General features: G+C 71.1%; 15 protein-coding genes. 9 read left to right on the forward strand and 6 right to left on the reverse strand.

The features are described 5' to 3' along the window. Nucleotides 1-19 precede the first annotated feature (19 nt). Nucleotides 20-769, reverse strand: a complete 750-nt coding sequence (locus tag OG734_RS38900) for a GntR family transcriptional regulator (protein WP_330292106.1) — start codon at nucleotides 767-769, stop codon at nucleotides 20-22. A gap of 27 nt (nucleotides 770-796) precedes the next feature. Beyond that, nucleotides 797-2,149, reverse strand: a complete 1,353-nt coding sequence (hmgA, locus tag OG734_RS38905; protein ID WP_330292107.1) for a homogentisate 1,2-dioxygenase — start codon at nucleotides 2,147-2,149, stop codon at nucleotides 797-799. A gap of 117 nt (nucleotides 2,150-2,266) precedes the next feature. Between hmgA and OG734_RS38910 the strand changes: the two genes are divergently transcribed. From OG734_RS38910 to OG734_RS38935, 6 genes are all read left to right on the forward strand, one after another. Further along, the gene (locus OG734_RS38910) at nucleotides 2,267-2,884 is read left to right on the forward strand and encodes a TetR/AcrR family transcriptional regulator (protein WP_330293948.1); all 618 of its coding nucleotides are present in this window, start codon (nucleotides 2,267-2,269) and stop codon (nucleotides 2,882-2,884) included. Between the two features lie 127 nt (nucleotides 2,885-3,011). Next, a complete protein-coding gene (locus OG734_RS38915; RefSeq protein ID WP_330292108.1) occupies nucleotides 3,012-5,279 on the forward strand; it encodes a molybdopterin oxidoreductase family protein in 2,268 nt (755 codons plus the stop codon). 122 nt (nucleotides 5,280-5,401) lie between these two features. Beyond that, nucleotides 5,402-6,841, forward strand: coding sequence for a CitMHS family transporter (locus tag OG734_RS38920; RefSeq protein WP_330292109.1), 1,440 nt, complete (start codon nucleotides 5,402-5,404; stop codon nucleotides 6,839-6,841). An 84-nt stretch (nucleotides 6,842-6,925) separates the two neighbouring features. After that, nucleotides 6,926-8,146, forward strand: coding sequence for an MFS transporter (locus tag OG734_RS38925; RefSeq protein WP_330292110.1), 1,221 nt, complete (start codon nucleotides 6,926-6,928; stop codon nucleotides 8,144-8,146). 91 nt (nucleotides 8,147-8,237) lie between these two features. Beyond that, nucleotides 8,238-8,879 (forward strand): hypothetical protein, encoded by a 642-nt coding sequence (locus tag OG734_RS38930; protein ID WP_330292111.1) that lies wholly within the window; start codon nucleotides 8,238-8,240, stop codon nucleotides 8,877-8,879. Further along, the gene (locus OG734_RS38935; protein WP_330292112.1) at nucleotides 8,866-9,855 is read left to right on the forward strand and encodes a class F sortase; all 990 of its coding nucleotides are present in this window, start codon (nucleotides 8,866-8,868) and stop codon (nucleotides 9,853-9,855) included. The genes OG734_RS38930 and OG734_RS38935 overlap by 14 nt, the downstream gene beginning before the upstream one ends. Here the strand turns inward: OG734_RS38935 and OG734_RS38940 are convergent. From OG734_RS38940 to OG734_RS38950, 3 genes are all read right to left on the reverse strand, one after another. After that, nucleotides 9,847-10,830 (reverse strand): DMT family transporter, encoded by a 984-nt coding sequence (locus tag OG734_RS38940; RefSeq protein ID WP_330292113.1) that lies wholly within the window; start codon nucleotides 10,828-10,830, stop codon nucleotides 9,847-9,849. The two genes, OG734_RS38935 and OG734_RS38940, sit on opposite strands and share 9 nt — an antisense overlap. 99 nt (nucleotides 10,831-10,929) lie before the next feature. Beyond that, nucleotides 10,930-11,661, reverse strand: coding sequence for an ArsR/SmtB family transcription factor (locus OG734_RS38945; protein WP_330292114.1), 732 nt, complete (start codon nucleotides 11,659-11,661; stop codon nucleotides 10,930-10,932). A gap of 76 nt (nucleotides 11,662-11,737) precedes the next feature. Further along, nucleotides 11,738-12,406 carry a TetR/AcrR family transcriptional regulator gene (locus tag OG734_RS38950; protein ID WP_330292115.1) on the reverse strand — a complete coding sequence of 223 codons (669 nt, stop codon included), beginning with the start codon at nucleotides 12,404-12,406 and terminating at the stop codon, nucleotides 11,738-11,740. An 85-nt stretch (nucleotides 12,407-12,491) separates the two neighbouring features. On the opposite strand from OG734_RS38950, the gene OG734_RS38955 reads away from it, so the two are divergent. The 3 genes from OG734_RS38955 (at nucleotide 12,492) to OG734_RS38965 (ending at nucleotide 14,769) form a co-directional block, all read left to right on the forward strand. Then, nucleotides 12,492-13,643, forward strand: a complete 1,152-nt coding sequence (locus tag OG734_RS38955; RefSeq protein WP_330292116.1) for an acyl-CoA dehydrogenase family protein — start codon at nucleotides 12,492-12,494, stop codon at nucleotides 13,641-13,643. 71 nt (nucleotides 13,644-13,714) lie between these two features. After that, the gene (locus tag OG734_RS38960) at nucleotides 13,715-14,002 is read left to right on the forward strand and encodes a YiaA/YiaB family inner membrane protein (RefSeq protein WP_330292117.1); all 288 of its coding nucleotides are present in this window, start codon (nucleotides 13,715-13,717) and stop codon (nucleotides 14,000-14,002) included. 119 nt (nucleotides 14,003-14,121) lie between these two features. Next, entirely contained in the window at nucleotides 14,122-14,769 is a 648-nt protein-coding gene (locus tag OG734_RS38965; RefSeq protein WP_330292118.1) for a TetR/AcrR family transcriptional regulator, read from the forward strand. Here OG734_RS38965 and OG734_RS38970 read toward each other — a convergent pair. After that, nucleotides 14,760-15,221, reverse strand: coding sequence for a MaoC family dehydratase (locus tag OG734_RS38970; RefSeq protein ID WP_330292119.1), 462 nt, complete (start codon nucleotides 15,219-15,221; stop codon nucleotides 14,760-14,762). The two genes, OG734_RS38965 and OG734_RS38970, sit on opposite strands and share 10 nt — an antisense overlap. Nucleotides 15,222-15,295 lie beyond the last annotated feature (74 nt).

The raw sequence follows: 15,295 nt of genomic DNA on the forward strand, positions 1-15,295 counted from the left end.
GGGAATTTGACGACAGGGCCTAGGTCGCATCCAGCGTCACCGTGAAGGAGAAGCGGTCGCCCCGGTAGTGGATGACGGCCACGTCCAGGACCCGGCCCGTGTCGTCGTACGCGACGCCCGTGTAGTGCAGGATCGGGCTGAGCAGCGGGACCCGGAGCAGGCGGGCCGTCTCCGGGTCCGCGAGGCGGGCCTGCACGGTGTCCGTGATGCGGCTGATGTCCACGCCGACGACGTCCCGCAGCACCTTGGTCATCGGCCAGCGGACCAGGTCGTGGCGGTCGATACGCTCCGCCAGTTCCGGACGGACGTAGTTGCGGGCGTGGTTGGTCGGCTCGCCGGTCTCCTCGTCGCCGCGCAGCCGGTGGTACGTGGCCACCTCCACGAGATCCGGGAAGTACTCGGCGAGTTCGGCGGGCACGGGCGCGCTGCCGTGGTCGAGGAGTTCGGTCGTCATACCGGACTGCTGGGCGACGATCGCGTCGACCGAGCCCAGCAGCCGTACGGGAGCGCCTCGTTGGGCGTCCGGCTCGATGAACGTGCCGCGTCTGCGGTGGCGGCTGATCAGCCCCTCGTCCTCCAGCTCCTTCAGCGCCTGCCGCATGGTCAGCACGCTCACGCCGTAGTGCCCCGCCAACTGTTCCTCGGTGGGCAGCCGCAGCGGGTCTCGCGCCGAGCGGCCGAGGATCGAGGCGCGCAGGGACTGCGAAACCTGGTACCAGAGGGGCAGTTTGCGGTTCAGGACGATCGAGTCCGGCGCGAAGGAGGTCACGGAGGTATCCGTACCGGTCGTCAACGCTCAGTGCAACGGGCGGAAGTGCCGCTGGAGGCCCGACCACACGTCGTCGTACCCAGGTTGCAGATGCTCCGCCCGCGCCGCCTGTGCCGTCAGGGTCACCGGCCAGCGGGTCTCGAACATGAACGCCAGCCCGTCGTCGACCTTCTGGGGCCGCAGCTCGGCGGCGCCGGCCCGGTCGAAGGTCTCCCGGTCGGGCCCGTGCGCGGACATCATGTTGTGCAGCGAGCCGCCCCCGGGCACAAAGCCCCCCTTCCCGGCCGTCTTCGCGTCGTACGCGCCCTCGATCAGCCCCATGTACTCGCTCATCACGTTCCGGTGGAAGTACGGCGGCCGGAAGGTGTCCTCGCCCACCAGCCAGCGCGGCGCGAAGACGACGAAGTCGATGCCCGCGAGGCCGGGAGTGTCCGACGGCGACGTCAGCACCGTGAAGATCGACGGGTCCGGGTGGTCGTACGAGATGGTGCCGAGGACGTTGAAGCGGCGCAGGTCGTAGGCGTACGGGACATGGTTGCCGTGCCAGGCGACCACGTCGAGCGGGGAGTGGTCGTAGACCGCCGTCCAGAGGTTGCCGCAGAACTTGTTGACGACCTCAACCGGACCCTCGACGTCCTCGTACGCGGCGACCGGCGCACGGAAGTCCCGTGCGTTGGCCAGCCCGTTGGCGCCGATCGGCCCGAGGTCGGGGAGCCGGAAGGGGGCGCCGTAGTTCTCGCACACGTAGCCGCGGGCAACGGCGTCGATCAGCTCCACCCGGAAACGCACCCCGCGAGGGACGAGCGCGACCTGGCCGGGCTCGACGTACAGCAGCCCGAACTCGGTGCGCAGCAGCAGCCCGCCGGCCTCCGGGACGATCAGCAGCTCCCCGTCGGCGTCGCTGAACACCCGCTCCATCGAGGAGTCGGCGTGGTAGAGGTGCACGGCCATGCCACTGCGCTGAGTGGCGTCGCCGTTGCCGCCGAGGGTCCACAGGCCCGCCAGGAAGTCCGTCCCGACCGGGGGCTCGGGCAGTGGGTCCCAGCGCAGGCGGTTGGGATCGGGCACGGATTCCGTGAAGGGGGCCGTACGGATCGCGCCGTTGTCGGTGGGCGTGAAGGGGGGATGCGCGGCCGAGGGGCGGATGCGGTACAGCCAGGAACGGCGGTTGTGGGCGCGGGGCTCGGTGAACGCCGTACCGCTGAGCTGCTCGGCGTAGAGGCCCAGAGGAGCGCGCTGCGGCGAGTTGCGGCCCTCGGGGAGAGCGCCCGGAACGGCCTCCGAGCTGTGCTCGTTTCCGAAACCGGACAGCCAAGAAAGGCCGGAAAGGCCGGCGAGGCTGTCCAGCCCCTCGTCGGCCTTCCGCGCGTCCTCACTCATCAGTGCTCCCTCGCTCCTTCATCCTCATTCCTATGCTTCACCGTAGGATTCCGGGTGCGGGGGCGCAAGAGGGGAAAATGAGGGGCGCGGTTCACTGGGCCGCTGTGGGGCGGCATGATGAAGCCTGTGCCCCAAGCGACCTCGCTACGTCGTGCGCCCGTACAGCGGCGCAGTGCCGAACGGCTGACCAGAATCCTCGACGCCTGCGCCGACCTCCTGGACGAGGTCGGCTACGACTCCCTGAGCACCCGGGCGGTGGCGATACGCGCCGGCGTCCCCATAGGTTCCGTGTACAGGTTCTTCGGCAACAAGCGCGCCATGGCGGACGCGCTGGCCCAGCGGAACCTGGAGGTCTACATCGCGCGTGTCACCGAGCGCCTGCGGCAGCAGAGCGGCGGCGGGTGGCGCGAGGCCATGGACGCCGTGCTCGACGAGTACCTGGCCATGAAACGGACCGCGCCGGGGTTCTCGCTCGTCGACTTCGGCAACCAGATACCGGTCGGCAAGCGCGACGCCGAACCCAACCACCGCGTCGCCGACACCCTCACCGCTCTCCTCTCCGACGTCCTCGACCGTGAACCGGACGACGACCTGCGCCGCGCGTTCCTGGTCGCCACGGAGACCGCCGACACCCTGGTCCACCTGGCCTTCCGGGTCACCCCGGAGGGGGACGAGCGGATCATCGGCGAGATGCGGGAGCTGTTGCGGGCGTATCTGTCACGGGTGCTCGACTGAGGTTCGCGGCCGGCCCGGAGGGTGCGGTCGAGGTGGGTGCGCGCAACCACTCCCCTCCATCCCTACCGGTCGGTATGCTCGGCTCCAACCGCGCGTCACCGTTGCCGCCACCCACCCGGGAGGACCCGTGTCCCACCCCACCGACTCCCGCACCGATTCCCGCACCGCTCTGCGCGTCTGTCCCCTGTGCGAGGCCACCTGCGGACTGACGCTCACCATCGAGAGCGGCCGGGTCACCAGTGCCCGTGGTGACCGCGACGACGTGTTCAGTCAGGGGTTTATCTGCCCCAAGGGTGCCTCCTTCGGGGCCCTCGACAGCGACCCCGACCGGCTGCGCACCCCCCTCGTGCGACGGGACGGCGAGTTGCGCGAGGCCAGCTGGGCGGAGGCCTTCGACGCCGTCGCCGCGGGCATCCGGGGCGTGGTCGAACGGCACGGGCCGAACTCCGTCGGCGGCGTCTTCGGGAATCCGAACGTGCACACCGTGGCCGGGGCTCTCTACCCGCCGGTTCTGCTCGCCGGCCTCGGCACCCGCAGCGTCTTCACCGCCTCCACGGTCGACCAGATGCCCAAGCATGTCTCCAGCGGGCTGCTCTACGGAGACGCCAACGCGATCCCCGTACCCGACCTCGACCGCACCGACCATCTGCTGCTCATCGGCGCCAACCCCCTTGAGTCCAACGGCAGTCTGTGCACGGCGCCCGACTTCCCCGGCAAGCTCAAGGCCCTCAAGGCGCGCGGCGGCACGCTCACCGTCATCGACCCCCGCCGCACCCGCACCGCCAAGCTCGCCGACCGGCACATCGCGATCCGCCCCGGTACGGACGCCCTGCTGCTCGCCGCGATGACCCACGTCCTGTTCGAGGAACACCTCGTCGACCTGGGCGAGTTGGCGCCGCATGTCCAAGGCGTCGACGAACTGGCGCAAGCGGTAAGGGACTTCACGCCCGACGCCGTCGCCGAGGCCTGTGACGTGGACGCCGACACCATCCGCACCCTCGCCCGTGAACTCGCCGCCGCGCCCACCGCCGCCGTCTACGGCCGCATCGGCAGCTGCACCGTCCCGCACGGCACCCTCGCCAGCTGGCTGGTCGACGTCCTCGACATCCTCACCGGCAACCTCGACCGGCCAGGCGGCGCCCTCTTCCCGCAGGCGGCCACCGACAGGACACCCCGGCCGGCCGGACCCAGTCACGGGTTCACGCTGGGCCGCTGGCACTCGCGGGTCAGCCAACACCCGGAGGCGAAGGGCGAGTTGCCGCTCTCAGCGCTCGCCGAGGAGATAGACACCGCCACCGCCGAGGGCGAGCCGATCCGGGCCCTCATCGTCGTCGCCGCGAACCCCGTCCTCTCCGCGCCCGACGGCAACCGGCTCGACAAGGCGCTGGACTCGCTCGACTTCATGGTCAGCGTCGACCCCTACCTGAACGAGACCTCACGTCACGCGCACGTCGTGCTGCCTCCGCCCCCGCCCTCGCAGAGCCCCCACCACGACTTCGCCCTCAACACCCTCGCCGTCCGTAACCAGGTCCGCTACAACCGCCCCGCCGTCCCCCTGGAGCCGGGCAGGATGGCCGAGACCGAGATCTTCGCGCGACTCGTCCTGGCCGCGACCGGCATGCACGGCGCCGACCCCGCCGCTGTGGATGCCATGGTCATCGACCAGACCCTCGGCAAGGCCGTCAAGGAACCCCACTCCCCGGTCCACGGCCGCGATCCGCAGGAGCTCGCCAAGGAGCTCGACGGCGACACCGGCCCCGAGCGCCGCCTCGATCTGATGCTGCGCCTGGGCCCGTACGGCGACGGCTTCGGCGTACGAGCGGACGGTCTGACCCTGGCGAAGGTGCTCGCCCACCCGCACGGCATCGACCTCGGGCCGCTCCAGCCGCGCCTCCCGCAGCCCCTGAAGACGCGCAGCGGCCGGATCGAACTGCTGCCGCAGCCCATCGCCGACGACCTGCCGCGCCTGCGCCAGGCCATGCGGGAGCGCCCCGCCGGGATCGTGCTCATCGGGCGGCGCCATCTGCGGTCCAACAACAGCTGGATGCACAACGTGCCCGCCCTCACCGGCGGCACCAACCGCTGCACCCTCCACATCCACCCCGAGGACGCCGCCGCCCTCGGTGTACTGGACGGAGCCCCGGTACGGATCAAGGGCGCCGGGGGAGAGGTGGTGGCCCCCGCCGAGATCACCGACGTCGTACGGCGCGGGGTCGTGAGCCTGCCCCACGGGTGGGGACACGACCGGCCCGGCACCCGGCTCGCGCACGCCGCCGTCGACCCCGGAGTCAACGTCAACCAGGTCCTCGACGGCAGTCTTCTCGACCCGCTGTCGGGCAACGCCGTACTGAATGGTGTACCCATCGAACTCGCGCCAGCAGGCACAACGCTGTGACCAGGAGTTTTGCGCTTATTGCTCGCACGTCAACATCTTGTTAAGACTTGTGGGGGCGACCTAACGTCAACGCACTGCCGACTCCGGTGGGAGTTCAAGGGCGAACGTTAGGTAACCCACTCATGTTGACCATCCTGGGCTTCACGATGATCGCGACCTTCCTGGTCCTGATCATGATGAAGAAGATGTCGCCGATCGCGGCGCTCGTACTGATCCCGGCACTTTTCTGCGTCTTCGTCGGGAAGGGCGCCAAGCTCGGTGACTACGTCATCGACGGCGTCACCAGCCTCGCCCCCACCGCGGCGATGCTCATGTTCGCGATCGTCTACTTCGGTGTGATGATCGACGTCGGCCTCTTCGACCCGATCGTCCGAGGCATCCTGAAGTTCGCCAAGGCCGACCCGCTGCGCATAGTCGTCGGTACGGCGATCCTCGCGGCGATCGTGTCCCTCGACGGCGACGGCTCGACCACCTTCATGATCACGGTCTCGGCGATGTACCCCCTGTACAAGCGCCTCAAGATGAGCCTCGTCGTGATGACCGGCGTCGCCGCGATGGCCAACGGTGTGATGAACACCCTGCCCTGGGGTGGTCCGACGGCCCGCGCCGCGACAGCCCTGAAGCTGGACGCGAGCGACATCTTCGTCCCGATGATCCCGGCGCTCGCCGTCGGCCTCGCCTTCGTCATCGCCCTCTCCTACGTCCTCGGCCGCCGCGAGCGCAAGCGGCTCGGCGTGCTCACGCTGGACGCGGTCCTGGTGGAGGAGCCGGAGCAGGAGTCGGAGACCGTGCTCGTCGGCGCCGGGTCGGGCGCCAAGTCGACCGTCGGATCCGGTGCGGGCAACTCGGCCGCGCCCACCGGCGGTTCCGGTGCCGAGGGCACCACCGACAGCGGCACGGACGATGACGACGACCGGATGCTGAAGGTCCTCGACCCCAACCGCACCACCCTGCGCCCCAAGCTCTACTGGTTCAACGCGCTCCTCACGGTCACGCTGCTCACCTCCATGATCATGGAGTGGCTGCCGATCCCGGTGCTGTTCCTGCTCGGTGCCGCGCTCGCCCTGACGGTCAACTTCCCGCACATGCCCGACCAGAAGGCCCGTCTCGGCGCCCACGCGGAGAACGTCCTCAACGTCTCCGGTATGGTCTTCGCCGCCGCCGTCTTCACCGGCGTCCTCACCGGCACCGGCATGGTCGACCACATGGCCCGCTGGCTCGTCGACAACATCCCCGACGGCATGGGCCCGCACATGGCCTTCGTCACCGGCCTGCTGAGCATCCCGCTCACCTACTTCATGTCCAACGACGGCTTCTACTTCGGCGTCCTGCCGGTCCTCGCCGAGGCCGGCGCGGCCCACGGCGTCTCCCCCCTGGAGATCGCCCGCGCCTCCCTCATCGCCCAGCCCCTGCACATGTCCAGCCCGCTCGTCCCCGCCGTCTACGTCCTCGTCGGCATGGCGAAGGTCGAGTTCGGCGACCACACGAAGTTCGTGGTCAAGTGGGCCGTGCTGACCTCCCTGACCATCCTCGGGGCGGGAATCCTGTTCGGCATCATCTGACCGCCCGGTCGACTGCCTGCACAACTGTCCGCTCAACTGCCCGTGCCTGTACGCCCGTTCGACCGTCCGATGGAGGACACGACCATGAGGCCCGGTGGGAACCGCGGCTGGCTGCTCCGCCTAGTCATCGCCTTCAGCTTCACGCAGGGGGCGGTGTCGATGGCCCGGCCCGCCGTCTCCTACCGGGCCCTCGCGCTGGGCGCGGACGAGCGGGCCATCGGCGTGATCGCCGCCGCGTACGCCCTGCTCCCGCTCTTCGCCGCCGTCCCGCTGGGCCGCCGCACCGACCACGGCCGCTGCGCACCCCTGCTGACCGTCGGCGCCCTCCTGGTCTCCGGTGGCTGCGCTCTCGGCGCGACCGCCGACTCCCTCGGCACGATGGCCGCGTGGAGCGGAGTGATGGGCCTCGGCCATCTCTGCTTCGTCATCGGCGGCCAGTCGATCGTCGCCCGCCGGTCCGCCCCGCACGAACAGGACCGCAACTTCGGCCACTTCACCATCGGTGTCTCGCTCGGCCAGTTCATCGGCCCGATCGCGGCGGGTGTGCTGATCGGCGGCCACGACATGGCGGCCACCAGCGCCCGCGCCCTGCTGGTCGCTTCCGCGGTCGCCGCGTTGTCGTTCACATCACTGTGGCGCGTCGAGGACCGTACGGCCGTCAAGTCCCGTACGGAGCAAGGCGATCGCGTCCCCGTGCACCGCATTCTGCGCACCCGGGGCGTACCCGCGGGCATCTTCGTCAGCCTCGCCGTACTGTCCGCGACCGACATTCTCACCGCCTACCTTCCGGTGGTCGGCGAGCATCGGGGCATCGCGCCGGCCGTGATCGGCGTGCTCCTCGGACTGCGCGCGGCGGCCACCATCGCGTGCCGTCTGGTGCTGACACCCCTGCTCCGGCTGCTCGGCCGGCGCCTGCTGCTCACCGTGACCTGTCTGCTTGCGGCGGTGCTGTGCGCGGGGATCGCGCTGCCGGTGCCGGTGTGGGGGCTGGCCCTGATGCTCGCGGCGCTGGGCTTCTGCCTGGGCGTCGGACAGCCGCTGTCGATGACGACGGTCGTCCAGGCCGCCCCAGCAGGCGCCCGCTCCACCGCCCTCGCGCTGCGCCTGACCGGCAACCGGCTCGGCCAGGTCGCCGCGCCCGCCACGGCCGGTCTGGTCGCCGGGGTCACGGGCGTGGCGGCACCGTTCGTGATGCTGGGCGTGCTGCTGTTGCTGGCGGCGGGGACAGCGATGCGCTCGTCGGGCCCGCGGGCGCCGGTGGAGAAGCGGGAGGGGGCCGGAAGGGTGATGTCCGACGGGGCGTAGGGCGGTGCTTCCGCTCTTGTGGGCGCTTATGTGAAAGAGAGTCAGAAGAAGCGTGATTTGTGTGAAAATCTTCTGACTTGGAGGAATGTGCATGACCACCTCGCTCCGTCCACGCCGTGCCGGCGCCCGTACCGCCGCGCTCGCCGCCCTCACCCTTGCGGGCACCACCCTCATCGGGGCCCCTGCCGTCGCCGCCCCCGGCGACAACGGAGACGTCAAGATCCACAAGGTGGGTACGCGCTTCGACGACCAGATCAACGAGCCGAAGGTCTGCGACTTCTACCTCGCCGCGTTCAACTTCGACGCCGGCCAGGACATCGAGTGGTCCATCGAGACCCAGCCTCTGGAGGCGAACGGCGCCACCCTCGCCGACACCCTCGAACTGGAGCCGGACGGCACCGGACACACCCTGACCCTCGCGCTGCCCTACGGTCGGTACAAGCTGACGTGGAACATCGTCGACGGCCAGGGCGCGGCCAAGCACAAGGTGTTCCAGGTCGACTGCGCGACCGGGACACCGACCCCGCCCGGCGGCCCCGGGGGAGGTCCCGGCGGGTCTGACGGCGGCCCGGGCGGCCCGGGCGGCCCGCACGGCGGGGTTCCCGCGGGCGGCGGCGGTGTCGCCCGGGCGGAGGCCTTCTCACCGGTCGCCGGTGCGGCTGCCGTGGGCCTGATCGTGGTCGGGGGAGTGGTCTACCTCCGGACGCGCCGACGTGCCGATGGCGCGGCCTGACCACGCCCGCCGGCCCCGGCCGTGGCACCGGACACGCGCCTACCGACTGACCCGCACGGTCGTCCTGACCGTCGCCCTGGCGGTGGGCGGCGTCTGGTGGGCCCGGGTCGACGAGGCCGCCCCCGCACCCGTCACCGCCACCGACGGCACGCCGGTCACACCGTCCACCGGGTCCGGCGAGAGCGCCGGGGCGAGGGCGGCGGCACGGGGGCGGAGCCCGGCGCCGGCCACGCCGACACCGGCGGCCGGGCCCGCGCAGGGACGGTCAGGGTCCGCCAGGCCAACACCGCCTACCGGGCCGACCCGGGCGGACGGATCCGCGCGGGGACGGCCCGGGTCCGCCAGGCCGACATCCCCGGCCGCGCCGACCCGGGTGGTCGGGCCCGCAGCGGGACGGCCAGGGCCCGCCGGGCCGACACCACCGGCCGCTCACCCGAACGTGCCGGCCCCGCCACGCCCGCCCGCCCTCCTCCCGCGCTCCCGCCCCACCACGCTCACCCTTCCGTACCTCGACATCGAGGCGCCGGTCGTGGATCTGCGCCTCGACCGCCACCGGCAGCTCACCGCGCCCCCGGACGACAACTCCAACCTGGTCGGCTGGTACGCGGACGGGCCGTCACCGGGGGAGAACGGCACGGTGATCGTCGTAGGGCATCGCGACACCCGTGCCGGGCCCGCCGTGTTCGTCGGCCTCGACGCGGTCACGCCCGGACGCCCGGTCGAACTCCGGCGCGCGGACGGGCGCACGGCCATCTACACCGTCGACGCCGTGAAGACGTACGACAAGGCGAACTTCCCCAGCCGCGACGTGTACGGCGCCCGCGCCCGCCCCGAGCTGCGGCTCATCACCTGCGGCGGCGCCTACGACCGACGGACCGGCTACACCGGCAACATCGTCGTGTACGCGCACCTGACGGCGACGCGACCAGCGCCACCCGCACCCAAGAGCCTTACGGGCAGAGCGCGTTCACGCTGACTCGTCGACCTCTTCGGACCGTGGCCGCGGTTGCGCGACCTCCTCCGCAGTCACGGCCCCCGCCATCTGTGCCCGCGCCCTCGCCCGGGACCGCGACACCGCCACCCCCGCGAGACACAGCCCGCCGCCCGCCAGCGTGAGCAGCCCCGGTACCTCGCCCAGCGCCAGCCAGGACATCAGCACGACCAGGGCAGGGACGGCGTACGTGGTCGCGCCCATGCGGCTGGCCGTCGTACGGGCCAGGGCGTAGGCCCAGGTCGTGAAGGCCAGGGCGGTCGGGAAGACGCCCAGGTAGATCATGTTGAGGGTCGCGGAGAGCGGCGCGTCGGCCGCCTCGCCGACCAGTTGCCCGGCGAACGGCAGACAGGTCAGGGCCCCGACCAGACAGCCGAACGTCGTCGCCTGGAGGGCGCTCGCCCGGGCCAGGGCCGGCTTCTGCGCGACGACACCGGTGGCCCACGCGGCCGCCGCGAGCAGACACAGCGCCACCCCGAGCACCGACGTGCCGCCCCCGCCCGACATCGACAGCCCGACGGTCACCGCGCCCGCGAACGACACCGCCATGCCCGCGAGCAGCCGGGGCGGCATCGGGTCGCCGAGCAGCCGGGTGCCGAGCAGGGCGATGAGGATCGGACCGACGTTCACGACGAGGGCGGCCGTCCCCGCGTCCACCTGCTGCTCGCCCCAGTTCAGCACGACCATGTACACGCCGAACCACAGCACGCCCGAGATCGCGATCCCCCGCCAGGCCGACCGGGGCGGCAATCCCTCCCGCCGTACGAGACAGATCGCCCCCAACGTCACGAACCCGGCGAGCATCCGCCCGAGCGCCAGCGCGCCCGGTGAGTACGCGGCCCCCGCACTGCGGATCGAGACGAACGCGGACGCCCACAGCACCACGGTCACGCAGGCCGCGACAGCTGCCAGCACCTCCGGACGAGGGGCCGGGCGGGAGGACGGGGACGAGGTCATCATGCTCCAGAGGCTAGGGAGGAAGGGCGGGGAGGGCTCGCGATTTTCGGACGTGCGGCTGTGCGGGGGCAGGGCGTCGTACGGGATCGGCTGTGCGGCGGCTCAGCGCAGGGCCGTCGCCTCGATGCCGAGGAGCTGGGCGAAACGGTGTTCCCCTTCGGGGGTCACCCTGACCGCCCGTTCCGAGCCGATGCGTTCGCACCAGCGCGCGTCCAGTGCGTGCCGGCACAGGGCGGCGCCGGCGGTGCCCGCGAGGTGGGGGCGGCGTTCGGTCCAGTCGAGGCAGGCGCGGGTGAGAGGGCGGCGACCGGTGCGGTCGAGGTCGATGCCCGCGGTGGCGAACCAGCGCAGCCCGGCGTCCGTGAGCGCGAACCCGGTGTCCTGGCGGAGCAGCCCCCGCCCGGTCAGGGCATCGGTGAGGGCGATGCCGAGCCGTCCGGCGAGGTGGTCGTAGCAGGTACGGCCACGTGCCATCGCGGACCCGGCGCCGGACTCCCGCAGCGTGCGCGGGCGTTGGGCCGCGGAGGGGGCGACGTGGGCGGCCAGATCCTCGACGAGTTGGGCCACGCCGGCGTCGGCCAGCCGCACGTAACGGTGCCGTCCCTGGCGCTCCTCGGTGAGCAGCCCGCCGGCCACGAGTTTGCCCAGGTGCTCGCTGGCCGTCGATGCGGCGACCCCGGCGTACCGCGCCAGCTCTCCGGCGGTCCACGCCCGCCCGTCCAGCAGCGCCAGCAGGAAACCGGCCCGTGTCTCGTCGGCCAACAGCCCGGCCAACGCGGCGAGACCGGACGCGCGGCCCGGCTTCCTCGTACTCCTCGCATCCCTCGTGGTCATGGGCCCAGCATGGGGTACGGACACTTCGGCGCCCGCCGAAGTGTGCGTGGCGGGAGGTGGATGCGGATGTGGATGTCTACTCGGGTCGCCCCAGTTGCGCGTACTGCTGTGCCAGCCCGTCCAGCAGTGCCGTGAGGCCGGTCTCGAAGGCCCGCTCGTCGATCTTCTCCTGCTGCTCGGCGAGAAGGTGGGCCTGTCCGAGGTGGGGATAGTCGGCCGGGTCGTACGCGCTCTCGTCGTCCACGAAGCCCCCGGCGAAGGAGCCGAGCGCGGAGCCCATGATGAAGTACCGCATCAGCGCGCCGATCGAGGTGGCCTGGGCGGGCGGCCAGCCCGCCTCGACCATCCCGCCGTAGACGGCGTCGGCGAGGCGCAGGCCCGCGGGGCGGCGGCCGGGGCCGCGGGCGAGGACCGGGACGATGTTCGGGTGGTCGCGCAATGCGGCCCGGTAGGAGACGGCCCAGTCGTGCAGCGCGGTACGCCAGTCGCGGACCCTCTCGCTCCCCTCGCCGCCCTCGCCCCCCTCGAACATCGACAGGTCGACCAGCACGCTCACCGAGTCCGCGACCGCTTCCAGGATCTGGTCCTTCGTCCGGAAGTGGTTGTAGAGGGACGGCCCGCTGACTCCCAGCTCGGCGGCGAGCCGGCGTGTCGACAGGGCGGCCAGCCCTTCCGCGTCCACCAGTGCCCGTGCCGTCTCGACGATCAGGTCGGTGCTGAGGAGGGGCTTGCGCGGTCGGGCCATGGCGCACATAGTAGGGCTGCGGCTGTAAACTAGCAGCGCTAATTTAAATGTTCTTCGCGGTCCGATGTCTGTGGGGTGGCTCGTCATGAACCTGGAACTGAGCGAGGAGCAGACCGCCGTCCAGCGGCTCGCCCGGGACTTCGTCGACCGCGAGATCACCCCGAACGTCATCGCCTGGGATCGCGCCGAGGACGTCGACCGGTCGATCGTGAAGAAACTGGGCGAGGTCGGCTTCCTGGGCCTGACCATCGACGAGGAGTACGGCGGCTCGGGCGGCGACCACCTCGCGTACTGCCTGGTCACCGAGGAACTCGGCCGCGGGGACTCGTCCGTGCGCGGAATCGTCTCCGTGTCCCTGGGGCTGGTGGCCAAGACCGTTGCGCACTGGGGGAGCGAGGAGCAGAAACGCCGCTGGCTGCCCGGGCTCACCTCCGGCGAGTACGTGGGCTGCTTCGGTCTGACCGAGCCGGGCACCGGGTCCGACGCGGGCAACCTCACCACGCGGGCGGTGCGTGAAGGCGAGGAGTACGTCCTCAACGGCACCAAGATGTTCATCACGAACGGCACCTGGGCCGACGTGGTGCTGCTCTTCGCCCGCTCCACCGACGCCCCCGGCCACAAGGGCGTCTCCGCCTTCCTCGTACCGACCGACACCCCCGGACTGACCCGCCGCGCCCTCCACGGCAAGCTCGGTCTGCGCGGTCAGGCCACCGCCGAACTGGTATTCGAGGACGTGCGCGTGCCCGCCTCGGCGATGCTGGCCCCCGAGGGCAAGGGCTTCTCCGTGGCCATGTCGGCGCTCGCGAAGGGGCGGATGTCGGTGGCCGCGGGGTGCGTCGGGATAGCCCAGGCCGCCCTGGACGCGGCCGTCCCGTACGCGGGCGAGCGGGAGCAGTTCGGCAAGCCGATCGCGCGGCATCAGCTGGTGCAGGAGCTGATCAGCGACATCGCCGTGGACGTCGACGCGGCACGGCTGCTGACCTGGCGCGTCGCCGATCTGATCGACCGGGGTCTGCCCTTCGCCACCGAGTCCTCCAAGGCCAAGCTCTTCGCCTCCGAGGCCGCCGTCCGCGCCGCGAACAACGCCCTGCAGGTCTTCGGCGGCTACGGCTACATCGACGAGTATCCGGTGGGCAAGCTCCTGCGCGACGCCCGCGTGATGACCCTCTACGAAGGCACGAGCCAGATCCAGAAACTGCTGATCGGCCGCGCGCTGACGGGCGTGTCGGCCTTCTGAGTACATGGCCGGTACTTGTCTGAGTACCTTGACGGATGTGGCGCGGGCCACGTTCGCCGACTCTTGTCCCCATGAGTGAGACACCGGTTCAGCAGCAGAGCACGGCGGCCTTCTACGGCCAGGCCGTCGCGTCCTTCGGCATCGCCATGGGGGCGACGGCCATCGGCATCTTCCGACTGCACGCCGACGCCTGGGTGCGCGGCTTCCTCGGTATCGCCGTCCTCTATCTGGTGACCTCCGCCTTCACCCTGGCCAAGGTCATCCGCGACCGCCAGGAGGCCGGGCAGATCGTCAGCCGGGTCGACCAGGCCAGGCTGGACAAGCTCCTCGCCGAGTACGACCCCTTGTTGAAGCCCTGATCCACGCAAGCCCTGATCCGGAAGCACTGATCCGGAAGCCCCTGACCGGGTGCGCTAAGCGCCCGCTCACCCGCAGCGGTACAGTGGGGGTCACTGTTGGTGGAAGGGGCGAACGGGCGATGAGTACGGCGGAGGACACGGCCGGCGGCGAGGCGGCGCCGTGGGGTGAGGTGACCCCCGACGCGGCCCGGCGGTTGCTCGTCGCCGCGGTGGAGGCCTTCGCCGAGCGCGGCTACCACGCGACGACGACCCGTGACATCGCGGGCCGCGCGGGCATGAGCCCCGCCGCGCTCTACATCCACTACAAGACCAAGGAAGAGCTGCTCCACCGGATCAGCAGGATCGGCCACGAGAAGGCCGTCGACATCCTGCGTACGGCGGCGCAGACCGAGGGCACCGCGACCGAGCGGCTGGCCGAGGCCGTCAGCTCCTTCGTCCGCTGGCACGCCGGAGGGCGCACCACCGCACGGGTCGTGCAGTACGAACTCGACTCCCTGGGCCCCGACGCCCGCGCAGAGATCCTCGCGCTGCGCCGCCAGTGCGACGCCGAAGTGCGCGGGATCATCGAGGACGGGATGGAGACGGGCGAGTTCGACGTACCCGACGTACCGGGCACGACGCTCGCCGTGCTGTCGCTGTGCGTCGACGTGGCCCGCTGGTTCAACGTCAACGGTTCGCGTACGCCGGACGAGGTCGGCGCGCTCTATGCCGACCTCGTACTACGGATGGTGGGGCCGGGCGGCCCGCGCTCAGAGGCTCACAGGTAGTACCGCGACACCGACTCCGCGACGCACACCGGCTTGTCGCCGCCCTCGCGCTCCACGCTGAAGCCGACGGTGACCTGGACGCCCCCGGGGACGTCGTCGACGCCGTTGATCGTGGCGGTGGCGCGCAGCCGGGAGCCGACCGGGACGGGCGCGGGGAAACGGACCTTGTTCGTCCCGTAGTTGACGCCCATCTTCACGCCCTCGACCTTGATCAGCTGCGGCCCGAAGAGGGGCAGCAGCGAGAGGGTCAGATAGCCGTGCGCGATGGTGGTCCCGAAGGGGCCACTGGCTGCCTTCTCCGGGTCCACGTGGATCCACTGGTGGTCGCCGGTGGCGTCCGCGAACAGATCGACGCGCTTCTGGTCGATCTCCAGCCAGTCGGTGTACCCGAGCTGCTCACCGACCGCCGCCTTCAGGTCGTCCGCGCCCGTGAAGATCCTCGGCTCTGCCATGTCCCGGCCTCCTCGCCACTGTGTCATCGCATTGTGTCGCACCATGTCTAAGCAACTGCTTAGCATGGTAGGCC

Source organism: Streptomyces sp. NBC_00576 (assembly GCF_036345175.1).
In the GTDB taxonomy this organism is placed as follows: domain Bacteria; phylum Actinomycetota; class Actinomycetes; order Streptomycetales; family Streptomycetaceae; genus Streptomyces.